The sequence below is a fragment of the Rufibacter roseus genome (assembly GCF_001647285.1).
GTDB classification, from domain to species: Bacteria; Bacteroidota; Bacteroidia; order Cytophagales; family Hymenobacteraceae; genus Nibribacter; species Nibribacter roseus.
The window spans coordinates 148,116-173,265 of record NZ_LRML01000002.1 but is presented as its reverse complement, the minus strand read 5'-3'; the positions used below and the strand labels follow the sequence as shown (position 1 = coordinate 173,265).

Here is a 25,150-nt window from a genome sequence, read left to right as displayed (position 1 = left end):
GAACGGCAGCTGTTCTGTTTTTAAGCTGTTTTAAGAAAAATAGGCCTAAAACAGACAACGAATACAAGATCTAATCTTCTATTTTCAATTGATTGGGCGGAGTAGGAGTGTCATCTACTATGCGGGTGTTTTCTACTCTTTGGGCAGCCCGTCTGGCCCGGCGGCTTAAGCGGCGGCGGCGGAATAATTCTCCAATACGGTCGAAGTTGGCTTGGTGTAACACACTTACCTTGGTTCTTGACGTAGCGGCCACTGCCTCAAAATCACGCGGGGTGGTTTCATACGTGGCTCTCAGCCTAAGCTGTCCGTCTTTGCTTAAGTAGTATTCAATTGACCAGTCCCCGGCTGCGTTGGCTCGTCCATTGCCATAGCGGTTATTATTGACACTCCCTTCGCGGGTAACCCGTAACCGCCCTTCCATAAAGGTGTAACTGAGTCTTAGCTGTACATCGTCCAGAACCTGGTCACCGTAGCCGCTTACTCCTATGTCTACTTCTAAATTTGAATCTATTTGTGATAACCAATAGCTCAATTGGTTAGAAAACAGTTCACCTACGCTGCTACCCAAATCACCAACTAAGCCTAACTGTATTTCATTTTGGTTTGACAGGCGCTTAAAAGCCAAGAGCGAAAACACTTGCCTGTTTAGTTCCTGCTCATCATTTCTGATGTTGTTTAAGTAGGCGGTAATCTGATCTTGCAGCAGGTTAGGTGTGTCGTTGAACTCCATGTTCAAACTGATCTGAGGAGTCATGATTGGTCCCTCCAGTTTCATTACCGCAGTAACCGGATATCTTGTTTGAGCAGCCGCAGACTGTAACTGTTGCTCAGAAAGCGCACTGGTAGCCAAAATTGGAGCCAAAGACACTCGTTGGGTATAGGCGGCCGTAATATTCAGCATTCCTTCCAAAGGATCTCCGTTCCAGGTTACCGTACCACCAGGGCGAATGTTGAATTCTTTGTTAATGATGCCCAGCATGGTAAAATTGTAACGGCCCTGCAAAATTTCATAGGTGCCGTACATAGAGAATTCACCACGGGTATCTATTACCATTCTGATGTTGCCTTGCCCACGCCCCCGAATGATGTCACCGGTGCGTTCATCAAAAATCAATTCTATGTAAGCATTCTCATCTATGTCAAAATTGAAGTTGAGCCTGATGCCAGATAAGTCCACGCTTTGTTGCTCTTCAATCTTTACCACTGGGGTGGGAGTGCCTACGCTGTCATTTACGTTGGTGTTCACAAACGTAATAAAGTTGCTTCGCTCCAGAGACGTGGTATTGTCAAACGGAATGGCAATATTGGTGTTAGGCTCGCTTCGGGCTGTAATATTTACTTGTAAGTTAGAAGGAGCACCCAATGCAGATGCCTCACCGGTGGCAAAGGCTGTTCCGTAATACATTGGGTTATCTTCACGGGTGGTGTTCAAGACCATAAAGCGGGTAAACCGCGCTCTAAGATCCAGTACCATATTTGAAAAACCGTTGTGGTAGATGCCACCGTTCACTATTGCCGTGTTGTTATAAATGTCGCGTAAGCGTACATTCTGGAACGAGATGCCGTCTTCATTGAAATAAACACGGTCAGAGAACGAGTATTTGGTTTTAAGATAGCCAAACACGAAAGAACCATTGGTCACCATTACAGAGCCTTGTAAAATAGGACCGGTTAGCCTGCCAGTAATTCTCACTCTGCCGTCCATGGTTCCTCCTAGGTCTGTCATCACTACTTTTACAAGCGGCTCAACAAGTTTCAGTTGGGCATTGTCCATTACCGCCAACAAGTTGAGTTGTTGGTTCTCGGCGTTGGGGTCATAAGAACCGGTTAGTGAAAGCACCTTTTGGTTGCTACGACTTATGCCCAAGTCCACCTTCATGTGGTCCTGAGCATTGTCCCAGGTGGTGGTGCCGGCAATGTTTCCGATGTATTGGTTACTTACAGTAAAAGAGTCAACAGCCAGAGTAGAAGATAGGGCTACCTCACTGTACAAATTGCGCAGCAGCAACTCTGCATTTAATCTTCCTCCAATTTTGTCTGTTAACAGCGGGTTCAGGTTCTCCAGCTGAAAATCAGATATGTCTACAGTAAGGGTTTCCTGCGGGTTTTCAGAAAGGCGGCCAAAAACGCTGATGCTCTGTGGCCCATTAGAAAACGTAATGTTGTCAAAGTAAATAGTGCCATCATCAAAGACAATGGTGTTGTTGGGCGAGATGGTCCAGGCCCTGTCTAATATGTTGATAGCTGATTGGTTGAAGACAATCTTAATGTCATCTTGCTCAAAAAGAACGTTTCCGCTAATGTTGGCGCGGTTTGTGGTGCCGGTCTGGGCAATATTGCTCGAGAACCGAATTAGGCGGTCACTCCATACACCCTCAACGTATAGGTTTTCAGTGTCACCGGCTCCAATGAGTTTCTGTCGCTCAGAAGTGTAAACAGTATTCGCCAGAACATCAGGGCTATTCCAGAGCTTTGAAGAAGTGATTTCGAACTCGTTTTTATAAAGCTGATTTTTGCCAATGACCACCGTGTCAAGGTAACCCACCAAAGATAAAATAGTGGTAGGGCCGTTTCTAAAAGTACCTTCCATTCTTGAAAAGTCAGAAACGGAGACATTGGGGGCAAAAACATGCAGAACAGGATTAATATGCCTTAAATGAACATCCAGCTCAATTTCATAGGGCTGGGGTGGAGTATTTGGCTTTCGGCTATAATACCGTTCTATGGCAGCGGGATCATTTTCTAAATTCAGCTCGTATTCGTGGTAAAGCGTTTGCAGGTCTTCAAACAAGGTGCTGTACTCAAAGTTGCCTCCCGCCCGAAGAGCTAGAATCTCTGACCCTACATGCAGCTCCCGTATGTTGTCATGAAAATGAGACAATATGTTCAGTGAGTCTATTTCAACCTGGTTTCCGTCATACCACAGGGTGGTGTTCTTGAAATTAGCTGTTCCGCTTATTTCGTCTAATTGAATGCCGGTAAAATCAACTTCAGCAACTGTTTGCAGTACCAGGTTCCGGTCTGTCAGGCCTAAGGCTTTTAAATCTGCCCGCTCCACCTGTGTGGTGAGGTCAAATACCTGTTGTTTGTTCTGCAGGTTAATTTGGCCAGTAGCGTCAAGCTGCAGATTAGGATCTTTGATGGAGATGTTGCCCTGAAATGTTTCCCGGCTAAGATCAGCGTCAACGACTATATTCCGGTAGTTATAGTTATTTACATGAATGGCGTTCACGGTGGCATCCATGTTCAAACGAGCAGACGAGAGCGAAAAACCACTGCCCTGCACACGGCCATTCATGGTAATGGTTTTGATAACGCTTCTGTCACCAATTAAGCCGCCTACATCAAAGTTGGTAGTTTTAAGGTAACCTCTGTAAGACGAGTGGTTTGCGTTCTGTTTGTCAAACTTCAGGTTTATGTCTGACTCTAGTTTTCCCAATGCAGTGTTAAAGTTACCGTTGGCAACAAAGTCATTGTAAAAGCCTGTGAAAGCACCTTCAAATTTTATGGTTCCGGCTCGGGCGGCCACTACATAAATGTCTTTCGGAATATAGCGTTGAAGATCACGGGCGTTAACGCTGCTGGGGCCTAACTCCAGCGTGGCGAAGGTGTTTCTGAAATCGGGCAGTCCCTCGGCACTAAAGTCACCAGTTATGCGTGTGTTTGCTCCGTAGGTAATATCTACGTCCTGTGCATCAAAATCATTGACCCAACCCTTTGCCTTACCACTCAACAATACCTCCTCATCCCAATCTTTCAATACTTCACTAAACAAGGCAACATCATCTGACCTCACGTAGGTGCTGTCAAAATCAGCAGTTACATGAACGCTGTCATTGAAGTCTACAAAATTGAAAAAGTGCTCGTAGTCAAACCGAACATATTTGGCTACATGACTGCCGTTTACGCGCAAATCCAGATTGTCCCATTCCCAAAAAGTGGGGGCATAGGTCATGCGTGTATCCAGATTTTTAAGGAACGTGCCGGAGCGCCTGTCTCGGGCGGTAAGATTGGAAACAACCGTGTAAATGGTATCACCTTTGATTTCTATTTCTGAAAAGCTGCCGTTTATGTTGAGTAGGTCTAGGTGCTGGTAATCAAGACGGTAATCAACAGGTTCGCTATGGTAGTTGTGGTAGGTGAAATGTCCGTTCTTAATATTTACCTCATCTATTGTGAAGTTGAAAGGCTTGGAAGTGGTGTCTTGGGTGATGAGGTTGGCCAGTGAGCTAATGAATGCGCTCATGTTCAACGTGTCAGAATCAATTGGCTTGATCAGGTTTGCTTCAGGGTTTTGGAGAGTAAGCGAATTAATGTGCAACTGCCTGGGCTTTGACTTGCTGAAAAGCAAGATTCCTTTGCTAGTGGGCCATAGCTGCAACCAGGCTGGGTTGGTCTGAAACAAGCTAAGTACACCTATTTCGGCATCTGCTTTGCCTATGTAAAAGAGGGTGTTGCCCTGGCGGTCTAATACCCGAACATCCTCGAGCACCATATTTTTGAAGAACTCAATGTCAACTCGGCCTATGGAAACCTGATGGTCAACAGTTTCAGAGATGATTTTCGCCGCTTTTTGAGCTACCTTGGTCTGGACAGCAGGAAACCGCAAGGCTATCATCAAGACGCCCATCAGCACCACCACAAAGATTAGCAGCCCCAGAATTATTTTTAAAAAGGCTTTTACTATAACTTTGGGTCTGTTATTCTTTTTATCCTGCGTCTCTTCTTGGTTTTGCGTCTCCAACGGAATATGAACCCTACTATTTTGGCAATTGAATCGTCCTGTGATGAAACCTCAGCCTCTGTTATTCAGAACGGTCAGGTGCTTTCCAACATTGTGGCCACCCAGGCAATTCATGAACAATACGGCGGGGTAGTACCGGAGTTGGCCTCCAGGGCCCACCAACAGAACATTATCCCCGTAGTTTCTCAGGCGCTGCAAAAAGCAAATATAGCAAAAACTCAATTAGATGCGGTAGCCTTCACCAAAGGGCCGGGGCTGTTGGGAGCCCTTTTAGTAGGCTCTGCCTTCGCCAAATCATTTGCCATGGGCTTAGACTTGCCCCTGATAGAAGTAAACCACATGGAGGCCCATATTCTGGCGCACTTTATTGATGAACCCAAACCAAACTTTCCGTTTCTGTGCCTTACCGCCAGCGGTGGGCACACCCAGATAGTTTTGGTGCGCAGCCATCTTGAAATGGAGGTATTAGGCCAAACCACCGACGATGCCGTGGGGGAGGCTTTTGACAAATCTGCCAAGCTACTGGGCTTGCCTTACCCGGGTGGACCGCTGCTGGATAAAATGGCCCAAACAGGTAACCCTACCAAGTTCCAATTCCCTATCTCCGATATGCCTGGCTATAACTACTCCTTTAGTGGCATAAAAACGTCTATTCTGAACTTTGTAAAGAAAAACACAGCGGCTGAACCTGATTTTGTAAAGAATAACTTACCAGACATTTGTGCCAGTATTCAGCATGTTTTGATTCAGACTCTTTTGAAGAAGCTGGTGTTGGCAGCCAAAGAACTGGGTGTAAAGGATATAGCTATTGCAGGTGGAGTGTCTGCTAATTCTGGGCTGAGGGCAGCATTGCAGGAAGGAGCCAAGAAATATAACTGGAACGTGTACATTCCGGCTTTCGAATACTGCACCGACAATGCTGCCATGATTGCCATTGCGGCTCACTATAAATATTTGGCAGGCAAGTTCACTGACCAGTACGTGAGTCCTGATCCTCGGCTGCGTATAATGTAATGCCTGCTAAAGGTTGTTTTAGGCTTGTTTTTAAGAAAACAAGCCTAAAACAGCTAGCCGCGTTTCAGGTATTTGGTGATACAGTGTACTGCTCCTGAGTTTTCCGCAAAAATATGGAAGTCCGGTAAGAGGTGTACTTTAAACCCCAGCGATTCCCAGACCCCTTTATTTGCCTGGTCTGTTATCTTTAGGTTTTCCCAGGCACCTATACCGTAAGCAGGCAGCCAAACCGTCTTGTGCTCCTCATCAATAATTTCAACCAAGGCATTGTTGGCAGTGGCGAAATACCATTTCCGTTCTTTTTGCTCAGGGTCATCTACATAGGTGAGGGGGAGAGGGTTACGGTAAACTTTGAAACCAGCATTAGCCAGATTTCTGGCAACGTTGTCAAAAACTGAGACCATAGCATGATCATGAATTTCCTCATCCAACAACTGAGCGGCTAGCCTAGGGTCACCCACCAGCAATTGGTATTGGCCGTCGGCGTTTCGGCCCGTTAAGCTCACAAACATGTCTATGTGGAACAGGGGCTGTACTGACCCTTCCTCATTTTTAAGATAAAAATGTTCTACCCACTCTGCTCCATCTAGCTCAAAGTTTCTGCTGTTTTGTTCGGGTACCGGTGCAGTGCTGCCCAGCATGATCAGTTCACGGTGCTGGTCCAGGGTTTGGTGATACAGCCTCCTGACCGCCGCAACCGGAGATTCGCCAGAGGCAAGCGGGATCATGTCTCCAATGTGCAGCAATGACTCTATTGGGTAGTCAGGCCCCATAAAGAAGAAGTCATCGGCAATCAATATGTTACCTCCTTCAAAGTAAAGAGGAGCTTGCGTTTGTCTGAACCCTAATAATGAGCCCAATATATCAGCCATGTAAGCGTCTCCGCTGCGAAGAAAAGAGTGAGGTTCAATTATCATAGTTTCACCGGAAGCTCTATCCTGCACCACTGCCACCGGATCTTGCGCCCAAATAGTAAAATCAATGATATCCTCTACTTCCAGCACCTGGCAACGGTGGGTTAGCTTCAATTTCTCTACTTCGGCTTTCAAACAGCTGGCAGAGCGCTGGTGAGAAAGGAGAGAGAAAAATGTGTGTTGAGGCAGTACAGACAATAAATGCCGCATGCGCTGCCACACCGGGTTTTCTTCTGGATCTTTTATGGCGTATTCTGGTACCAGCAACAGCATTTGTAAAATAGGGCCGTGTGCCGAAGACACCAGAGCCGGAGATTGCGGTGCCGGATTCTTTAGTTTCTCCATGAGCAGGATGGCTAAAGCCTTTTTCTGCTTGCCATGGGAAGAAATGTCTTGGCTTGTTTCGTTGACGAGCCCATCAACTAAAGGGTAATGCCGAAGTTTTACGGGTAGCGGAACCATGATTGCTGCATTTTTATCCAAACAACGACATCCACGGCAAATGGTTTTTATGGTAGTAAATCTTACTTCCTTCAATGCTTAAGAGCAGAAATAGGAGGAATATTTCCTCTACTTCATTAAATTTTTTAATTTCTTTTTTGTTAGCCGAATTTCGTCCTTACATTAACCACACAATTGAAAAGGGGGCAAGAAAGCTGCTCTGATAGAACCCGGGTTCGGGTGTACTTCAAACATTTTTTTGCTTTTCTAATGCGACCACTTATACTAATCATACTTCTTTTCATGACCATTCTGGAATCTCAGTGCCAGAACAAGCCTGCGGCTAATATTGCCAAGGCCGCCTTTGACCTGCATGCCCAATACAAGGAGCCGGTAATTAAAAACCGCCGTTTCAAACACAGAGATATAGTCCCGCTCATAGAGGAGCTTAAAAAGAACCCAATGTTTCAGGTGAAGACGGTGGGGCAGAGCATAGAGGGGCGCGATATCTATTTAATAAAAGCGGGTACCGGCAAAACGAAGGTGATGCTGTGGTCGCAAATGCACGGTGATGAGTCAACCGCTACTATGGCTTTGTTTGATTTCTTCAACTTTTTGCAGAAGCCAGATGCGCTGGATGAAGTAAAGAAAAAAATCTTGCAGAACACAACGCTTTACTTTGTGCCCATGCTCAACCCAGACGGAGCGGAGGCTTTTAAACGCCGCAATGCCTACGACATTGACCTGAACCGCGACGCCCTGCGCCTGCAAAGCCCTGAAGCCCGCTTACTCAAGAGCCTGCGCGATAGCCTGAACCCAGAGTTCGGCTTCAATCTACACGACCAGAGCCGGCTTTACACCGTGGGTACCACCAACAAGCCTGCTACTATTTCTTTTCTGGCGCCGGCTTTTGACTATGCCCAAACAGTAAACGAAGTGCGTGGCCGCGCTATGCACACAATTGTGGGTATGAATGAGGGTTTGCAGACGCTTATTCCAGGGCAGGTGGCAAAGTACTCTGATGACCATGAGCCCCGCGCCTTCGGCGATAACATTCAGAAGTGGGGCACCAGCGTGATTTTAATTGAATCAGGTGGTTATAATGGCGATCAGGAGAAGCAGGAAATTCGGAAATTGAACTTCGCAACCATTACTTCGGCCCTGCACCTCATAGCTACAAAAGAGTACACTAATTACAAGCTGGAGGACTATGTGAAGATTCCGCAGAACGAGCGTTACCTCTATGACTTAGTAATTCGCAAGGTTCACCACAAAGACAAAAGTGGTCATCCTGTTTTGTTAGATGTGGGCGTGAACAGAAGCGAAATTCCTATTAACTCGCCTAAAGGTTTTTTTCATAGAGCTACGGTTGAGGAGATAGGTGACATGAGCGTGTTCCATGGGTACGAAGAAGTAAACGGGGAAGGGCTTACGTTGGAGGCAGGCAAAATTTTGGATAAACCTATAAAGCAGCTGCGCGACCTAACTCCAGAACGGGTAAAAGACCTGTTGCAGCAAGGTTACACAACTGTTCGATTGGAGAATTTCTCAGCAGGGGTAAATCCAACGGAGCTTCCCCTGAACATCATCAGGGTAAATGGAAATGCCTCGCACACCTTAGGTTTAGGCCGGGGCGCCAATTTTGTTCTGCGCGCGGCAGATGGCAAAGTGCGCTACGCCATTGTGAACGGTTTTGTGTATGATATGCAGGGTGCAAAGCCATCTCTGCTGCATGGAGTAGTACTGTAGAAATGAATATATGTTTTCGGCCTGTTTTAAAGAAAACAGGCGAAAACAGCCTCAGAATATCTAAACAACAAACTTAACTTTTATTTGAAATGGACGGAAATGCCATTATTCTCACGGATGGTCTGCTGAACCAGTATCCGGCAAAAACTGCCCATGGCTTGATCAGGGGCACTGAGCGGTACAATATTATAGGCGTTATCGACGCTGTGTCGGCGGGCAGTGACGCCGGCGAGGTGGTAGACGGAAAGCCGCGCGGCATAAAAGTCTATTCAGATCTGACTGACTTCCTGAAAAGCAGCGAGGAAAAGGCCGATTACTGTTTGGTTGGAATAGCTCCGAAAGGGGGGAAACTTCCTGCCGCCATGAAAAAAACCATCAAAGAGGCTATTATACAGGGAATAAACATAGTGAGTGGTCTGCACGAGTACCTGAGCGACATGCCTGACCTGGCCTCACTGGCGGATGAGTATAATGTGCAGCTCGTGGACGTGCGCAAACCCAAGCCAAAAAGCGAGCTGCATTTCTGGACCGGCCGTATTCTGGACGTTGCCGCCCCGCGCGTGGCTGTATTGGGTACCGACGTTCGCATGGGCAAGCGTACCACCACCCGCATGCTCACCCAGGCCGCCGAGGCTGCCGGCCTGAAGGCGCAGATGATCTTCACCGGCCAAACCGGCTGGATGCAGGGACGCGGTAAAGGCTTCATTCTGGACTCCACCTACAACGACTTCGTTTCTGGAGAGCTAGAGCACGCCATCGTTAGCAGCTATGAGGAGCACCAGCCCGACGTGATATTCGTAGAGGGGCAGGCTGCTCTACGCAACCCCAGTGGCCCCTGCGGCTCTGAGTACCTGGTGTCGGGCCAGATTAAATACGTGGTGCTGCAGCATGCGCCCGCCCGCGTATACTTCGACGACAACGAGGACCTCGGCTTCAAGATTCCTCCCATTTCCACCGAGATACAGCTGATTGAGCTTTACGGTGCCGAAGTACTGGCCGTAACCCTGAACACCGCCGGACTTTCGCTGGAAGAAGCTAAGGCCTACCAGCAGCAGTACCAGCAGGAGCTGGGCTTGCCGGTTATTCTTCCGTTGGAAGACGGCGTAGGGCAGATCATTGATCTGGTGAAAGAGGTACTGGAGAAAGAAGCAAGCGCGGCGCTATGAGGATAAAGGAAATCAACGTCTGGACCGCCGACCTGGAGCTGACCCGACCGTACACCATTGCGTTCAAAACCGTGAGCGCGGTGGAGAACGTGCTGGTGGAGCTGGTAGCGGAAAACGGCCTCACCGGCATTGGCGCCGGCAACCCCAGCAAGGAAGTGGTGGGCGAGGCCTTGGCTGATACACAGGCCGCCCTGCAACCCGAGAACCTGGAATGGCTCAAAGGCCGTGACATCAGGGAATTCCAACTGCTGTGCGAGGAAATAGCGCAGCGCCTCCCGAGAAATCCCGCCGCCCGCGCCGCTCTGGACATTGCCCTGCACGACCTGTTCAGCAAGTATCTGGACGTGCCGCTGGTGACGTTTCTAGGACAGAAAATTAAGTCCATGCCTACGTCCATCACCATTGGCATAAAGTCGGTGGAGGAGACGCTGGAGGAGGCGGAGGAGTACGTGGGACGCGGCTTCACGCACCTGAAAGTCAAAACCGGAGAAACCGTGGAGCAGGATCTGGAGCGACTGGTTAAGCTGCGCGAGGTCTATGGGAATAAAATCGCCATCCGGATAGACGCCAATCAGGGCTACACCGCCTCTGATCTGGAGGAGTTCTGCCGCCGCTCGGCCAGCCTAAACATAGAGCTGATTGAGCAACCCCTGAAAGCAAGCATTGTAGATGACCTGCGCCAGCTGCCTGCCAGCGTGAAAGACCTGGTGGCCGCAGATGAGTCTTTGCTGTCGCCTTACGATGCTTTTATTCTGGCCTCACCTCCCAGAGCCTGCGGGATCTTCAACATTAAATTGATGAAGTGTGGGGGCGTATACGCCGGGCGACAAATTGGCACCATTGCGCAAATGGCCGGCCAAGACCTGATGTGGGGCTGCAACGACGAGAGCATCGTGAGCATTACTGCCGCCCTGCACGCCGCTTTTTCCTGCGCCAACACCAAATACATTGACCTGGACGGGAGCCTTGACTTAGCTAAAGATGTGGTTTCCGGCGGATTCATCATTGAAAACGGAATCATGCGTCCCAACGGCAAAGCTGGGCTGGGCGTGGAGAGGATAAAAGAGTTAGCTTAGGTTAGAATTAAGACACAAGACGCAAGACATAAGATTTAGACATTAGATAAACAATTACTACAAAACCTGTGAGGTTACTAAAACTCACAGGTTTTTGTTTTTGAGCCGTTTTATTAATATTAGCTCATAATTATTAGATTGATGTTGTATAAATATGATTATGGCGAAGCAAAAAGAAATTCCCGGTGGAATAATACAAATTGGATTAGGGAGTGGACAATCTGTGTATGGTAGGATATTGAATCATGGCGATGTGGCAATCTATGATTTCTTAGCAGAGGATGAACTAACTGTATTTGAAGAGCTGCTCAAATTCCCTATTATTTTTAAAGGGGTAGTTAACGATAGCGGTGTTAAAAGAGGAAGATGGCAAATTGTGGAGGTGGTGCCTTTAGAAGAAAGTTTAAAAAACTCTAAATACTTTATAGAAGAAATAGGTAACCCTGATTTATTTAAAATCATTGAGAATGGGCATGTGAAGTATGGTTGTAGGAAAGAAGAATGTTACGGACTATATGTTGGTGGCGCATGGGCACCTGAAAGAGTAGAAGAAGTAGTTAGAGATCATTTTTCCGGCAGAGAAAATCCCTACATTAAAATGTATTACGCACCTTTTAGGAGCTAAAAATTAAATTTTTTCGTGTTTAAAGACATCTTGCGGAAGATGAAAACTGCAACATGGTTTGTTTACGTTTCTGGCTGCTAATCCATTCCTGAGCCACATGAATTTAAAGTCTTAAATCTTGTGTCTTAAGTCTTATGTCTTTCTTATCTTCCCAACTTATTCCAAACGACACAAACCCTTTTCTTCATGGTTTTAAATTATTTGTGGGCGGCGTTCTTCCTAATTGCCTTCTGCATTGCTCTGTTTAAGCTCGTCTTTTTCCAGGATGTGGAGATTTTTCAGAAAATGGTCACCAGCACCTTTGACAGCGCCAAGACCGGTTTCGAAATTTCCTTGGGCCTTACTGGCGTCATGACGCTGTGGCTGGGACTGATGCGGGTAGGGGAGCGGGGCGGCATAATTGCCATCTTCGCGAAGCTGGTAGGGCCGTTCTTTAACCGCCTGTTCCCTGAAATCCCGAAAAACCACCCGGTGTTCGGTTCCATTCTCATGAACTTCTCAGCCAACATGCTGGGGCTGGACAACGCCGCTACCCCGTTGGGGCTTAAGGCCATGAAAGAGATGCAGGAGCTGAACCCTGACAAGGAAACGGCCTCCAATGCGCAGATCATGTTTCTGGTGCTCAACACCTCCGGCCTTACCATTATTCCTATCAGCATTATGGTGTTCCGGGCGCAGTTAGGCGCGGCGGATCCCTCTGATATTTTCATACCTATTTTGCTGGCTACTTTTTTCTCCACCATAGTAGGCTTAATCACCGTTTCTATCTACCAACGCATTAACCTGTTCAACCCAGTTATTCTAGCGTATCTGGGCTCCATGCTGCTCTTGATAGGCGGGCTTATCTATTACTTCACCACAATTCCACAGGACCAGATCAGCGTGATCTCACAGGTGGCCAGCAATGTGATTCTGTTCAGCATCATTGTCTCTTTTATTGCGCTGGCGCTGGTAAGAAAGGTAAACGTGTACGAGGCATTTATTGAGGGGGCCAAAGAGGGCTTCTCAGTGGCGATTACCATTATTCCTTACCTAGTTGCTATTTTGGTGGCCATTGGCGTTTTCCGGGTTTCCGGTGCGCTGGATATGATTGTGGATGGACTTGGATATTTATTTGCCCTGACAGGCATAGACACCGAGTTTGTGAAAGCTCTGCCCGTAGCCTTTATGAAGCCATTGAGTGGCAGCGGTTCCCGAGGTTTAATGGTGGAAGCCATCAACACCTATGGTGTAGATTCTTTCGTGGGCCGCCTGGCTTCTGCCATCCAGGGCTCAACTGAAACTACGTTCTATATTTTGGCCGTATACTTCGGTTCGGTGGGCGTTCGCAAATCACGCTATGCCCTTACCTGCGGTCTGCTAGCCGACTTGGCCGGTGTGATTGCCGCTATTCTGCTGGCTTACCTGTTCTTTGCCTAGTGTTTCTGTTTTGGGCCTGTTTTCAAGAAATCAGGCAAAACAGCAGGAAGCTATCAAAACTCAAAGTATCCGTTTCTGAATTTTTTCCGTATCAAGAAGCAGAAGTTTAACTTAACCTGATATTGATATGGCTGAAGAAAAAGATAAAAATAAGAACATTGTAAACTCACAGAATACCGTTAGCAACCAAGCAGAGCCGGGCCGTACCCCCAAGGCAGTAGGGAAACTTCCTTTGTCTGAAGATGTGGATGATAATCCGGAAGGCTTGCGCGGGAACCCTGCCGTTACTCCACATGGTGGAGGCCGCAAAGGCAACATTAGCGTGGAAGATGGCGGACAAGTGAGCGGAAGCTCTACCGGAAGCAGATAGTTCTTCCTATTTATAGAAAAAGGCGAAGCACCCAAAAAATAAGGTGCTTCGCCTTTTTGTTTATACGGCAGGAGCTAGGAGTATTGAAAGTACTTAGATGCACTACACCAGTGAGCATGATTTCTATGTTGTTCTCAAACTCAACTATGTAGGTGTTGTCGGTGAGCCATCCGAATGTTTGCCCAATCTTATTGAAGTTGCGGATATTCTCCGGAATACACTCTTTGCGGGTAGGGCCGTTATATAGAAGGTACGAAGATTGGCATAGTTGTAAACGCATAATACATTACAATTTGCTAATATCACACCAGTTCAGTAATGCTCCTGTTCTAAGTATCCTGAAATGAAGAATTCTTTCTCGCCTGGCTGTGTAAAAGTTTACCGTAAAACGGTAACGGAGTCTGACTTCGCCCGTTTTGAAAGTGGGCTGGTGCATCCGGTTTGTTCTACCTTTGCGTTAGGGCAGGCCATGGAGTGGGCGTCAAGGCTATTTGTGCTGGAAATGAAAGATCCTGATGAAGAGGGCATAGGCACAATGCTACATATTGACCATGTAGGGCCTGCGCTTGAGGGCGAGGAGCTGGAAATTAGGGCGGAGTTTAAAGAGCTGAAAGGCAACTTCCTGCTGTGCGATATTACCGTAAAAGCAGGAGAACGGCTGGTAGCTACGGGGCAAACAGGGCAAAAAATTTTGAAAAAAGAGAAGATAGAACGACTTTTGACGAACAGTAGGGGATCATAGATGGCGAAACCAAAAGACAAAGACAGGCTGCAGAAAACGGTAAGCATAAGTAACCGGAGGGCTTCTTACGAGTACCAGTTTCTGGAAAAATACACCGCTGGCATTATGCTGCGGGGCACCGAGATCAAATCCATTAGGGAAGGTAACGTAAACCTCACCGATGGCTATTGCACCTTCCATGGCAATGAACTGTTCCTGCACCAGGTTACCATCTCCAAATATACCGAAGGAACCCACTACAACCACGAACCCACGCGCGACCGGAAGCTGCTCCTGAACAAGCGCGAGCTAAAGCAGCTCCGCGACAAAATGCAGGAGCAAGGCGTGACCCTTATCCCCACGCGGCTGTTTATCTCTGACCGCGGCTTCGCCAAAGTAGATATAGCCCTGGCCAAGGGTAAAAAACTTTACGACAAGCGCGAAGACATCAAAGAGCGCGACATAAAGCGTGAAATGGCCCGCGAACGCTACTAGCGTAGCGTTAATTAGAAATTAAGAATTAAAAATTAGAAATTGCAGTCTTATAAAAGACGCTTCTGGTTTAGCAGTGCCCTTTTCTTTAATTCCAAGTCAATTTCTAATTCATAATTTCTAATTTTTAATTACAAAGCGGTGAACTTCGGGATTTGTAAACTGAGTCTGGTGCCCTTGCGGCGAGAACCCTCTGATAAAAGCGAGCAAATCTCGCAGCTGGTGTTTGGCGAGTGCTACGAGGTTCTGCAGACACAGGAGAAGTGGCAGCAGATAAAGAACGCCACCGACGATTACGAGGGCTGGATGGACATAAAGCAGCACACCTCTGTAACTGACGTATATTTTCAGGAATGGAAAGAGACAAAGCATGCCCGTTCCATGGACGTGGTGCAGACGGTAAGCGGCTCAGGTTGTGTTATTCCCATAGGCTTAGGTAGCGTGTTACCGTTCTTTGACGGAATGAATATTAAAGTAGGAGAGGAGTGGATGCTGTATAACGGCCGCGCTACTAACCCTAACCTGCCGTACCGCGAGAATTTCCTGCAGAAGATAGCTATGCAGTTCATGAAGGCACCTTATGTGTGGGGAGGCAAGTCTGTGTTCGGAATTGACTGCTCCGGCTTTGTGCAACAGGTATACGGCCTGTGCGGGTACCAGCTCTGGCGTGATGCCTATCAGCAAGTAGTGCACGGGCAGGAGGTGCATTTCGTAAGCCAAACCCGCCCCGGTGATGTAGCCTTTTTTGACAACGAGGAAGGGCGTATTACTCACGTGGGCATTGTGCTGGAAGACCAAAAAATCATTCATGCCTCCGGCGAAGTGCGCATAGACGATCTGGACCACCACGGCATATACAACCGTGACCGCAAACGCTACAGCCACAAACTGCGCATTATAAAACGTATATTAACCTAAGGTTACTCATTCACAGTTCTTTCTGCTAAGGGTGTAATAGACAACGTAAATAATTTTACGTATCTTACACATGCCAAACCTGTGCAGGAAAATGTATGAATGAGAAAGTCCTGTTATTGAACCAAGATTATTCGGCCATTGCCACTTGTAGTGTGCAAAAAGCGTTGGTGCTGTTGTATCTGCAAAAAGCAGAGCTGCTGGCTCAGGACCAATTACACGGAATCAAAACAGTAAGCCAGGTTTTCCCATACCCACTGGTGGTGAGGCTCCTCAGATATGTGCGTGTTCCGTACAAAGGTATTTCCCTCACTCGGCAGAACATTATGCGGCGCGACCGCAACCGTTGCCAATACTGCGGCTCTACCCGTAACCTCACTTTAGACCACTTGCTGCCGCGCAGCCGTGGGGGGCAAAGTACCTGGTACAACCTCATTACCGCCTGTGCCCGCTGTAACTCCCTTAAAGGCGACCGTACCCCAGAGGAAGTGCAGTTGAAGTTAGAGCAGAAGCCTTATAAGCCAAGCCTTGTTTCCTTTCTGAGAGACAGTATCAAAGACACTGACCATGCCTGGATGCCTTTTTTAGCTGAGCGGGTAAAAGTATAAACCTTCCCCTTTTAGTTAATTCAGTTGCTTTTATAAATCATTCATCATCTTAAACTTATCAGAGCTTAGCGTTTTTCTTCCCTCAATGCGGTTACTCCTGACGTTTTTCAGGAGTTAAGCAGCACCCAGCTTTCTTTATTAGTTTACGTTTCTGGTCTGTTTTTTTTTAAACAGGTCAGAAACGGCCTTCCACTTGCGCTTGATTACTAACCTTAATTGATAAAGAAAATGAAAAATGTATTCTTCCTTTTCCTGATGCTGGGCGTATTGCTAACTTTTGAAGCCACAGCCCAAGACAATAGTGCCAAACCAAAAAAGGTTAAGCTGGGTAAAACAAAGCTAATGGTGCATCCAGATGCGATTTATATGCTTAAGCTGGAAGATAAAACCATAGAAATTGATCTGAAAGTTTTAGAAGAGATTGACCTTTCATGGGTTGTTTTGGCTGAATCTATCACGGGTGAAAAAGCACTTGTAGATTATGGCGATAAAGGAGAGTTTGGTGTGGTGCTGCTTACCTTTACAAAAGAATATGAGCCAGAAGTTCTGAGAATAATGCAGGATGCCAAGCGGAAAAGGCTGTAAGACTAAATAACGCAACTATAGTAAGAAGCGTTTTAAGCCTGCTTTCTGAAAATCAGGCTTAAAACGCTTCTTTTGTTTACTTCAAAATTCCCAAAGGAAAAGCCTCTAAAGATCCCGCTATTAAAATTGCCTGAGCCTCAAGGATTTTGTGGAGACATTTTGTACCTTTGCGCCGCAATCAAGGTGGTTGCACCTGGATTATTTTTAGATCAGGTTAATGTAAAAGAAAGGCGTTTGGCTAAGTGACTCTGTGGCTGGGCGTTGTTAATTTGTGAGTCAGCTAAGTAATATGGCAAATGTAGAAGATTTTGACTGGGGCAAGTTTGAGTCTCAGGGCTTCGGTGGAGGTTACTCTGAAAAAGAGCGTGCCGAAATGGAGCAAATGTATGCCGACACCCTGAACACTGTTCAGGAAGAGGAAGTGATTACTGGTACCGTTGTTGGTATCACTGATCGCGATGTAATCCTGAACATCGGATTTAAATCTGATGGTTTGGTGCCGGTTTCAGAATTCCGTGATCTTCCGGATCTGAAAGTAGGCGACGAGGTGGAGGTATTCATCGAAGACCAGGAAGACCCTAATGGTCAATTGATCCTGTCCCGTAAGAAAGCCAAAATCGTTAAAGCCTGGGAAAGAATCTATGGCGCTCTTGAGAATGATACCATTCTGGAAGGTGTGGTTAAGCGTAGAACCAAAGGTGGTTTAATCACTGACCTGTACGGCGTAGAGGCCTTCTTACCAGGTTCACAAATTGATGTGAAGCCTATCCGCGACTTCGATGTGTACGTGGGTAAGAAAATGGAAGTGAAAGTTGTGAAAATCAACGCCGCTTTCGACAACGTAGTAGTATCGCACAAAGTCTTGATCGAGAAAGACCTGGAGCAGCAGCGTGCCGCTATCCTCAACAACCTAGAAAAAGGACAGGTGTTGGAAGGTGTGATCAAGAACATGACCAACTTCGGTGTGTTTATCGACCTTGGTGGCGTGGATGGTCTGTTGCACATCACCGATATTTCATGGGGCCGCATCAACCACCCGCAAGAGGTGTTGGAGCTAGACCAGAAAGTAAACGTGGTAGTATTAGATTTCGACGACGACAAGAAGCGTATCTCTTTGGGTATGAAGCAATTGACTGCTCACCCTTGGGATGCTCTGCCTGCCGAAGTAGAAGTTGGTTCACGCGTGAGCGGCAAGATCGTGAACGTAGCCGACTACGGTGCGTTCTTAGAATTGATGCCAGGCGTAGAAGGCTTGATCCACGTATCAGAAATGTCATGGTCTCAGCACCTGCGCAACCCTCAAGACTTCATCAAACAAGGTGACGAAATTGAGGCAGTTGTGTTGACAATGGACCGCAACGAGCGCAAAATGTCACTTGGCATTAAGCAGCTGACCGAAGATCCTTGGACCAAAGAAGATGTATTGACGAAGTATGCCGTAGGTACTACCCACACTGGTGTGGTTCGTAACTTGACTAACTTCGGTCTGTTCATCGAGCTGGAAGAAGGAGTTGATGGTCTGGTTCACGTTTCTGACCTGTCTTGGACTAAGAAAATCAAGCACCCATCTGAGTTCGTGAAAGTTGGTGACAACTTAGACGTAGTAGTTCTGGAGCTTGATGCCGCTTCTCGTCGTTTAGCCTTAGGCCATAAGCAACTGGAAGAAAACCCTTGGGATACTTTCGCCTCTGTATTCACTGTAGGTTCTGTACACAAAGCAACCGTGTTAGAGAAATCTGACCGCGGCGCTACGTTAGAGTTACCTTATGGTATTGAAGGCTTCGCTTTCCCTAAAGGTTTAGACAAAGAAGATGGCTCTAAAGTAGAAGCTGGTGAGCAAATCGACTTCAAAGTAACCGAGTTCTCTAAAGACGATCGCAAAATCATCTTGTCGCACACGGCAGTTCACACTGCCCAGCCAGAAGATGCGAAGCGTAAGAAATTCGAGAAGAAAGAAGCTCCAGCCGGAGGTGCCGCTAAAGCTGCCGCTCCTGCTGCCCCTAAGAAAGACGAAGTTCGTTCTACCTTAGGTGACCTGGATGCTCTTTCTGCTTTGAAAGACCAAATGATGGAGAATGAGAAAGAAGCAGGAGAGAAAAAATTAGCCGCCGCTGCCAAAGCTCGTGCTAGCAAATCTTCTGATTCTGATGCTACCGATGCAGAAACCGAGTCAACTGACACTGAGTCTGCTGAGTAATTTATAAACGGGTGAATGCCTGAAGTTTAGAAAGAGCCCTGATTTTTCAGGGCTCTTTTTTTTATCTAAAGCCGAAAAAAGTGGCTTTGCGTTGTGATAATAGAAGAAACTATCTATATTTGCACTCCCAATCACGGTAACGTGGCCGAGTGGCTAGGCAGAGCTCTGCAAAAGCTCGTACAGCGGTTCGAATCCGCTCGTTACCTCAAAATGGAATCAAAACCCGCTAAGATAATTCTTAAGCGGGTTTTTTTATGTATCAACTGGTCAGCTTGAGTTATCGTCAGCTTTCTTACCAGTTTTTAGATCTTACCTATCTTTCTGCTTTTCATTGTATTGGCTCCTCCTGAAAAACAAGCTAATACGTAATTCACGCAAGCTTTTTTGCGGGTACTCTCATAAATAAAATCTGCTTAATCTTTTAGTAAAATTCTACGTAACGGGAACATCTGTTGCCAATGTGTTGATGAACCAGATTCTTTCATCTAAGGAATTAACAATTCATTAATATTTAGCTAACAGAACAGAAAGAGCTTTCCCATTAATAGCATATATAGAGGTAGAACTGCATGAGCGGAAAACCAGCAGATCATAAAACTAAGTCTAATTCATCTTTTGAGTACCGTACGCCCAACGGTACCCTGATCGCGATAGGTGGGCGTGAAAACAAGGGAGATGACCCGGCAGCAGAAGACAGTAATAGTCACAACTTAAACTTTGTAAAGAATGAGATATTAGAACGCTTTGTTAATGAACTACCTGGTAAGAATCCTCTCATTGTGGTAATTCCAACGGCATCATCCATACCGGAAGAGGTAGGGCGAACGTATGTAAAGGTTTTCCACCAACTAAAAGTAAAGAATGTGGAGGTGCTTGATATCCAGTCTAGGGAAGATTCTTGCAAAGAAGAGCACCTTGACCTAATCAAGAAGGCGAACGGCATTATGTTCACCGGCGGCGATCAATTGCGGTTAACCTCCATTTTCGGTGGTACTGATATTATGCGGCTTATCAAGGAAAGGTACTTCAAAGAAAAACTGGTGATAGCAGGTACTAGCGCCGGGGCTGCGGCTATGTCTACCCAAATGATCTACCAAGGTCGCAGCGAAGAAGGCTTCATAAAAGGAGCTGTAAGTATTACCGCTGGCCTCGAACTTTTGAATGATGCCGCTATTGACACGCATTTTATATCCAGAGGCCGAATTGTACGTATGGCTCAAATGATTGCCACCAATCCCACATTCATAGGCATAGGGCTGGAGGAAGACACCGGTATTGTGGTAAAAAAGGGTAGGGAAATAGAAGTGATTGGAAGTGGTTTGGTCATGATAGTAGATGGCAGAAGCAGCACGTCAACCAACATTTACAAAGTACAGGAGGGAGTGCCGATTACCATCAGAGACTTGAAAGTGCACCTGTTAGGCAAAGGAGATACGTACACCATAGAAATCTTTTAAATTAACTCCAAAATCTCATCCCCCAAGGATGATGGACTTATGAAAATTGCAGAAATACGCATCATGCGCGGACCAAACTATTGGTCTGTTATTCACCCGAAAATTGTAGTTCTCAAATTAGACATGGCGAATCACGCCGGAGTATTAACCACTGACCTTCCTGATTTTGCTGACCGACTGGAGAAAATGTTTCCAGGCATGGTAGAGCACCGCAGCACTGAAGGGCAGGAGGGCGGTTACTTGAAACGTGTACGGGAAGTGGGCGTGCCACTCAGCAATGTAGTGGAGCATGTGGCATTGGAGTTACAAACTTTGGGAGGAATGGAGTCAGGCTTCGGGAGAACCTATCCGGCCCCACAAGCAGGCTTTGAGTATGTAGTTTTCTCATACCAAGAGGAAAAAGCAGGAGAATATGCTGCTCACGCTGCCCTTAGAGTAGTCAATGCTTTGGCAAGCAACCAAGAATATGACATACAGCCAGACGTACATGAACTGCATGAAATTAGGGAAGATGAGCATATTGGCCCCAGTACGTACTCAATCGTATCAGAAGCGGTGTCTAGAGGAATCCCCTATATACGTCTGAACAAGAATTCTCTTATACAATTAGGGTATGGGGTGCACCAAAAGCGAATTCAGGCTACCATGACTTGCCGTACCGCCACCTTCGCCACTGAGATTGCCGGTGATAAAAGCGCCACAAAAGATATGCTGCGAGAAGCAGGTGTACCAGTACCGGAAGGTGAACTTGTGTACTCAGTAGATGAACTGAAGGAAGCAGTCAAATTCTTAGGCTTTCCAGTAGTGACCAAGCCTCTAGACGGGAATCATGGCAAAGGAGCAGGTATCAACCTAAGATCTTTGTCAGAGGCTATAGCGGGCTTTAAAATGGCTCAGAAATATTCTGATGCCGTAATAGTAGAGCAGTTCATTGAAGGACATGATTTCCGGATGCTGGTCATCAACAAAAAGTTTGTGGCTGCCGCCAAAAGAACGCCTGCCATGGTAGTTGGTGATGGTGTATCTACTATTCAGCAGTTGATAGACAAAGTAAACGCAGATCCGCGCCGTGGTATAGGGCACGAGAAAGTGCTGACCCGCATTACCGTAGACAAAGACACAAAAGGCATATTAGAAAAGAAAGGGTTCAATTTAAAAACCGTTATTGCAGAAGGAGAAGAGCTGTTTCTGAAAAGCACAGCTAACTTGTCTACAGGAGGTACTGCCACAGATGTGACCGATCTGGTAGACCCTTACAACATTTTAATGGCTGAGCGAATTGCCGGAACAATTGGTTTAGACATTTGCGGCATTGATGTGGTTACCTCTGACATTGCCATTCCGTTGCCAGAAGCCCGTGGGGCTGTTATAGAGGTAAACGCCGCACCAGGTTTCCGAATGCACATTTCCCCCACTGAAGGTTTGCCCCGTAACGTGGCGGAGCCTGTTATAGACATGCTGTTCCCGCGCGGATGCCCATCCAGAATTCCAATTATAGCAGTTACGGGAACCAATGGTAAAACTACTACCTCACGATTAATCGCTCACATGGTGAAGTCGAAGGGCTATAAAGTAGGTTTTACCACTACCGATGGTATTTACATTCAGGACAAGATGCTGGAAAAAGGAGATACTACCGGAGCCAGAAGCGCAGAATTTGTATTACGTGACCCTACTGTAAACTTTGCGGTGTTAGAGTGCGCACGCGGCGGCATGTTGCGTTCAGGGCTGGGCTTTGAGCAGTGTGATGTAGGCATAGTCACCAACGTGGCCGAGGATCACTTAGGTCTCCGTGATATCTACACTTTGGAAGACATGGCCCGAGTAAAAGCAGTAGTACCCCGCAGCGTAAAAAAAGATGGTTATTCCATTCTGAACGCAGATGATGACTTGGTGTATGAAATGGCCAAAGACGTAGACTCAAAAGTGGCCTTCTTCAGCATGGACGAGAATAACCCGCGCATTCTGAAACATGTGGCCAAAGGCGGACTTGCCGCAGTATTTGAGAACGGTTTCATTTCCATCTTTAAGAACACTTATAAAATAAGAGTTGACCGTGTCGCTGATATACCTTTGACCTTTGGGGGGCGGGCAAGATTCAATATTGAAAACGTGTTAGCGGCTACCTTGGCCGGCTATGTGTCGCATTTTGAAATAAGTGAGATCAAGACTGCGCTCCGCACCTTTGTGCCGTCTCCAACCAAGACACCAGGTCGTATGAATCTCTTTAAATTCCCTGCTTTTGAGGTGCTGGTTGACTACGCACATAACCCAGCAGGCATGAAGGGGGTAGGTGAGTTTTTAGCCAATGTAGACGCCCGTAAAAAAGTAGGGATTGTAGCTGGGGTGGGAGACCGTAGAGACGAAGATCTGGTACAGTTAGGCCGTATGGCTGCTGAAATGTTTGATGAAGTTATCATTCGGCATGACAAAGACTTAAGGGGGCGAACTGCCGATGAAATAGATAACCTGGTGATCAGCGGAATTGAGCAAATAGACCCAGACAAACCTTATAAAGTAGTAGGTGGCGAAATGAGTGCTATCGCTTATGCTCTGGAACATGCTGAAAGAAACTCCTTTATCACTATTTTCTCTGAAGATATTACGGAGGCCATTAAGCTGATTGAGAACTTTAAAGTAATTCAAGACCGCAGAGTAATGCTTGACTGATGAATGAGTGAAGGAGTGGGTGAGAGAATTTATGAATGAATTTGGTAGGAACAGCTTCTTGTGTAAGCATTCGCTTGTGTTAACAGGTACTTGGTTAAGCGCCTACTGAACAAGCCATAAACTCTCTCCGTTGTTGCGAATTCTAACTAAAAGCCACAACTATTATTCATTCACTCATTCCTTCACATAATCACTCATTTCAAAAAAAGAGCCCCAAAACGATTTCGTTTTGGGGCTCTTTTTTGTAATACAGTTCTAAAACAACTATTTCAATGTAAAAGAAGAGGTGCCTATGAGGTAACCATCTGAGTATAGTTCAATGGTATGTTTTCCTTGTTTATAAGGAGCTCCTTTAGAATAGATAAAGCTAACCTGTTGCTGTGTGTTATCAAATACTATATCACGTTTAGCGGTATAGAACTGCTCTTTGCCTTCATAGTCAAAGGTACCGGAGCCGGTAGCCAGATTATAAAGAGCTGATCCGTCTGGTTCAATCAAACGCATCATTATTTCTTTGCTTCCTTTTGGGGCCACTTCATTTTTGCCTAGCTTGAAAGCTACTTTTATTTTGTCTACGCGTTTGGCTTTGTACTCTTCGTCAGAGTCTTCTTTTTCTTTGCCTCTGGAGTTGATGATTGTAACCTGTATGTTCTGCGCCTCCAGTTTAGAGGCTAGCGCTACTTTTTGCTCTAGCTCCTGGTTGGTGCTGGTAATTTTGTTAATGGAGTCTGAAAGCCTGTTCTGAGTAGTTTTAAGACCTGTAACTTCAGAAAATAACTCTTCATTGGCGTCCTGCAGCTTGGCCATTTCCTCATCTTTCCGCTGTAACGCCAAGCGCAGATTTTCTGCTTGCTGCTTAAAGCGTTGCTGGTCTGCCAAGGTAAAGGAGCTATTTCTAAAAGAACGCAGTTGGTTCAGATCAGCGGTAATGGCAGCAATGCGTGTTTGCAAAGAATCATTGGAAAGACCCATAGATCTTAATTCCTCACTCTGACGTTCATAGTCTGCTTTAAGAGCTTCGTAAACCTTAATTTGGTTTTCAAGCTCTGTGCTCTTCACCTTTATGATTTCTTGCTGCTCCTCGTTTTCTCTTGTTTTTTGCTGCTGCATGTAGATCAGGATGCCGTTTATGCTTAAAAGCACAATGATCAATCCTACTACTAACAATTTGCGGTTGCTATCCTTTTCTGTTGTCTCTGTCGCCATGGCGTGGTCTGTGCGGGGTAGTTAATTGTTTTTCCAGCAATACGTATTCTTACAAAAATACGGTTCTATCTATCCTTTGCAAATAACCGAATAAAATACTTGCTTGAAGCTATGCAAGAAGAACTAAACTTAACCTCAGAATATTGGTCAGCGCGCTACCAGTCCGGACAAACTGGCTGGGATGCCGGTGCTGTAACCACTCCTTTAAAAAGCTACATAGACCAGCTGGAAGACAAGGAGATTAAAATATTAATACCTGGTGGTGGAAACGGCTACGAAGCAGAATATTTGCACCGGAACGGCTTTTCAAAGGTGCATCTCTTAGATTTTGCCTCCGAGCCTTTGCAAAATTTTGCCTCCAGAGTGCCAGATTTCCCAAAAGAACATCTTCTGCAGAAAGATTTCTTTGACATGGAAAATGAACAGTATGATCTGGTTTTAGAACAAACTTTTTTTTGTGCTTTGCCCCGCGGTTGGAGGTCTAATTATGCCCGACAAGTCTTTCAGGTGCTAAAACCCAATGGGAAATTAGCAGGAGTATTGTTTTCTACCGAATTTGACAGACAAGGGCCACCGTTCGGGGGATCAGCCTTTGAATATCAGGCATACTTTGAGCCGTACTTTCACTTCAGGCATTTTGAACCCTGTTATAACTCTATTGAGCCTAGGCAGGGGAGAGAAATTTTTATGGTATTGCAAAGAAAGGAGCGGCCGCAGTTTATGGCGTAGTCTTGCTGTATTTTGCTTACTTTTGAGCAACGGTTAGGGGAAAAGTAGGGGC

General features: G+C 46.3%; 20 protein-coding genes and 1 tRNA gene. 17 read left to right on the top strand and 4 right to left on the bottom strand.

Features of this window, described 5'->3' with window-relative positions; all coding sequences use genetic code 11:
- Positions 1–70: 70 nt before the first annotated feature.
- Positions 71–4,744, bottom strand: coding sequence for a translocation/assembly module TamB domain-containing protein (locus A8O23_RS02635; RefSeq protein WP_066616156.1), 4,674 nt, complete (start codon positions 4,742–4,744; stop codon positions 71–73).
- Between the two features lie 6 nt (positions 4,745–4,750).
- Between A8O23_RS02635 and tsaD the strand changes: the two genes are divergently transcribed.
- Positions 4,751–5,758, top strand: coding sequence for a tRNA (adenosine(37)-N6)-threonylcarbamoyltransferase complex transferase subunit TsaD (gene tsaD / locus A8O23_RS02630; RefSeq protein WP_066616152.1), 1,008 nt, complete (start codon positions 4,751–4,753; stop codon positions 5,756–5,758).
- 53 nt (positions 5,759–5,811) lie between these two features.
- On the opposite strand, the gene A8O23_RS02625 is transcribed toward tsaD, so the two are convergent.
- Positions 5,812–7,134: a hypothetical protein gene (locus tag A8O23_RS02625; RefSeq protein ID WP_074988314.1), complete on the bottom strand. Its 1,323-nt coding sequence runs from the start codon at positions 7,132–7,134 to the stop codon at positions 5,812–5,814.
- Positions 7,135–7,383: 249 nt separating this feature from the next.
- Here A8O23_RS02625 and A8O23_RS02620 point away from each other — a divergent pair, with 249 nt between their 5' ends.
- From A8O23_RS02620 to A8O23_RS02595, 6 genes are all read left to right on the top strand, one after another.
- A complete protein-coding gene (locus A8O23_RS02620) occupies positions 7,384–8,862 on the top strand; it encodes a M14 family zinc carboxypeptidase (RefSeq protein WP_066616148.1) in 1,479 nt (492 codons plus the stop codon).
- A gap of 89 nt (positions 8,863–8,951) precedes the next feature.
- A complete protein-coding gene (locus A8O23_RS02615) occupies positions 8,952–10,028 on the top strand; it encodes a DUF1611 domain-containing protein (protein ID WP_066616147.1) in 1,077 nt (358 codons plus the stop codon).
- On the top strand, positions 10,025–11,104 hold the full coding sequence (locus A8O23_RS02610) for a mandelate racemase/muconate lactonizing enzyme family protein (protein ID WP_066616146.1): 1,080 nt from the start codon (positions 10,025–10,027) through the stop codon (positions 11,102–11,104). Before A8O23_RS02615 ends, A8O23_RS02610 begins: the two co-directional genes overlap by 4 nt.
- 160 nt (positions 11,105–11,264) lie before the next feature.
- Positions 11,265–11,729, top strand: a complete 465-nt coding sequence (locus tag A8O23_RS02605) for an Imm26 family immunity protein (RefSeq protein ID WP_161486684.1) — start codon at positions 11,265–11,267, stop codon at positions 11,727–11,729.
- A 186-nt stretch (positions 11,730–11,915) separates the two neighbouring features.
- Complete coding sequence (locus tag A8O23_RS02600; RefSeq protein ID WP_066616138.1) at positions 11,916–13,148, top strand: nucleoside recognition domain-containing protein; 1,233 nt, start codon at positions 11,916–11,918, stop codon at positions 13,146–13,148.
- Positions 13,149–13,275: 127 nt separating this feature from the next.
- On the top strand, positions 13,276–13,518 hold the full coding sequence (locus A8O23_RS02595; RefSeq protein WP_082882869.1) for a hypothetical protein: 243 nt from the start codon (positions 13,276–13,278) through the stop codon (positions 13,516–13,518).
- A 10-nt stretch (positions 13,519–13,528) separates the two neighbouring features.
- Here A8O23_RS02595 and A8O23_RS02590 read toward each other — a convergent pair whose 3' ends face one another.
- Entirely contained in the window at positions 13,529–13,798 is a 270-nt protein-coding gene (locus A8O23_RS02590; protein ID WP_066616134.1) for a hypothetical protein, read from the bottom strand.
- 63 nt (positions 13,799–13,861) lie between these two features.
- Here A8O23_RS02590 and A8O23_RS02585 point away from each other — a divergent pair, with 63 nt between their 5' ends.
- The 9 genes from A8O23_RS02585 to cphA all read left to right on the top strand — a co-directional run bounded on the left by A8O23_RS02585 (position 13,862) and on the right by cphA (position 23,163).
- Entirely contained in the window at positions 13,862–14,260 is a 399-nt protein-coding gene (locus A8O23_RS02585; RefSeq protein WP_066616132.1) for a thioesterase family protein, read from the top strand.
- Positions 14,261–14,734, top strand: a complete 474-nt coding sequence (gene smpB / locus A8O23_RS02580) for an SsrA-binding protein SmpB (protein ID WP_066616130.1) — start codon at positions 14,261–14,263, stop codon at positions 14,732–14,734. It abuts the gene before it with no gap.
- A 138-nt stretch (positions 14,735–14,872) separates the two neighbouring features.
- A complete protein-coding gene (locus tag A8O23_RS02575) occupies positions 14,873–15,649 on the top strand; it encodes a C40 family peptidase (protein WP_066616129.1) in 777 nt (258 codons plus the stop codon).
- Between the two features lie 95 nt (positions 15,650–15,744).
- Positions 15,745–16,254 (top strand): HNH endonuclease, encoded by a 510-nt coding sequence (locus A8O23_RS02570; protein ID WP_066616126.1) that lies wholly within the window; start codon positions 15,745–15,747, stop codon positions 16,252–16,254.
- Positions 16,255–16,482: 228 nt separating this feature from the next.
- Positions 16,483–16,839: a hypothetical protein gene (locus A8O23_RS02565; RefSeq protein ID WP_066616125.1), complete on the top strand. Its 357-nt coding sequence runs from the start codon at positions 16,483–16,485 to the stop codon at positions 16,837–16,839.
- 289 nt (positions 16,840–17,128) lie between these two features.
- On the top strand, positions 17,129–19,036 hold the full coding sequence (gene rpsA / locus A8O23_RS02560) for a 30S ribosomal protein S1 (RefSeq protein ID WP_066616121.1): 1,908 nt from the start codon (positions 17,129–17,131) through the stop codon (positions 19,034–19,036).
- 135 nt (positions 19,037–19,171) lie between these two features.
- Positions 19,172–19,242 (top strand) — tRNA-Cys (locus A8O23_RS02555).
- A gap of 363 nt (positions 19,243–19,605) precedes the next feature.
- On the top strand, positions 19,606–20,493 hold the full coding sequence (locus A8O23_RS02550) for a cyanophycinase (RefSeq protein WP_066616120.1): 888 nt from the start codon (positions 19,606–19,608) through the stop codon (positions 20,491–20,493).
- A 39-nt stretch (positions 20,494–20,532) separates the two neighbouring features.
- Positions 20,533–23,163: a cyanophycin synthetase gene (gene cphA / locus A8O23_RS02545; protein ID WP_066616119.1), complete on the top strand. Its 2,631-nt coding sequence runs from the start codon at positions 20,533–20,535 to the stop codon at positions 23,161–23,163.
- A 264-nt stretch (positions 23,164–23,427) separates the two neighbouring features.
- Here the strand turns inward: cphA and A8O23_RS02540 are convergent, their stop codons facing one another.
- Complete coding sequence (locus tag A8O23_RS02540; RefSeq protein WP_066616117.1) at positions 23,428–24,369, bottom strand: hypothetical protein; 942 nt, start codon at positions 24,367–24,369, stop codon at positions 23,428–23,430.
- Between the two features lie 111 nt (positions 24,370–24,480).
- Between A8O23_RS02540 and A8O23_RS02535 the strand changes: the two genes are divergently transcribed.
- The gene (locus A8O23_RS02535; RefSeq protein ID WP_066616115.1) at positions 24,481–25,098 is read left to right on the top strand and encodes a methyltransferase domain-containing protein; all 618 of its coding nucleotides are present in this window, start codon (positions 24,481–24,483) and stop codon (positions 25,096–25,098) included.
- Positions 25,099–25,150: the final 52 nt, after the last annotated feature.

Bases quoted from the DNA above. Each gene is read 5' to 3' on its own strand.
- tsaD (WP_066616152.1), top strand. From the start codon at position 4,751: ATGAACCCTACTATTTTGGCAATTGAATCGTCCTGTGATGAAACCTCA.
- A8O23_RS02625 (WP_074988314.1), bottom strand. From the start codon at position 7,134: ATGGTTCCGCTACCCGTAAAACTTCGGCATTACCCTTTAGTTGATGGG.
- A8O23_RS02620 (WP_066616148.1), top strand. From the start codon at position 7,384: ATGCGACCACTTATACTAATCATACTTCTTTTCATGACCATTCTGGAA.
- A8O23_RS02615 (WP_066616147.1), top strand. From the start codon at position 8,952: ATGGACGGAAATGCCATTATTCTCACGGATGGTCTGCTGAACCAGTAT.
- A8O23_RS02610 (WP_066616146.1), top strand. From the start codon at position 10,025: ATGAGGATAAAGGAAATCAACGTCTGGACCGCCGACCTGGAGCTGACC.
- A8O23_RS02605 (WP_161486684.1), top strand. From the start codon at position 11,265: ATGGCGAAGCAAAAAGAAATTCCCGGTGGAATAATACAAATTGGATTA.
- A8O23_RS02600 (WP_066616138.1), top strand. From the start codon at position 11,916: ATGGTTTTAAATTATTTGTGGGCGGCGTTCTTCCTAATTGCCTTCTGC.
- A8O23_RS02595 (WP_082882869.1), top strand. From the start codon at position 13,276: ATGGCTGAAGAAAAAGATAAAAATAAGAACATTGTAAACTCACAGAAT.
- A8O23_RS02590 (WP_066616134.1), bottom strand. From the start codon at position 13,798: ATGCGTTTACAACTATGCCAATCTTCGTACCTTCTATATAACGGCCCT.
- A8O23_RS02585 (WP_066616132.1), top strand. From the start codon at position 13,862: ATGAAGAATTCTTTCTCGCCTGGCTGTGTAAAAGTTTACCGTAAAACG.
- smpB (WP_066616130.1), top strand. From the start codon at position 14,261: ATGGCGAAACCAAAAGACAAAGACAGGCTGCAGAAAACGGTAAGCATA.
- A8O23_RS02570 (WP_066616126.1), top strand. From the start codon at position 15,745: ATGAATGAGAAAGTCCTGTTATTGAACCAAGATTATTCGGCCATTGCC.
- A8O23_RS02565 (WP_066616125.1), top strand. From the start codon at position 16,483: ATGAAAAATGTATTCTTCCTTTTCCTGATGCTGGGCGTATTGCTAACT.
- rpsA (WP_066616121.1), top strand. From the start codon at position 17,129: ATGGCAAATGTAGAAGATTTTGACTGGGGCAAGTTTGAGTCTCAGGGC.
- A8O23_RS02550 (WP_066616120.1), top strand. From the start codon at position 19,606: ATGAGCGGAAAACCAGCAGATCATAAAACTAAGTCTAATTCATCTTTT.
- cphA (WP_066616119.1), top strand. From the start codon at position 20,533: ATGAAAATTGCAGAAATACGCATCATGCGCGGACCAAACTATTGGTCT.
- A8O23_RS02540 (WP_066616117.1), bottom strand. From the start codon at position 24,369: ATGGCGACAGAGACAACAGAAAAGGATAGCAACCGCAAATTGTTAGTA.
- A8O23_RS02535 (WP_066616115.1), top strand. From the start codon at position 24,481: ATGCAAGAAGAACTAAACTTAACCTCAGAATATTGGTCAGCGCGCTAC.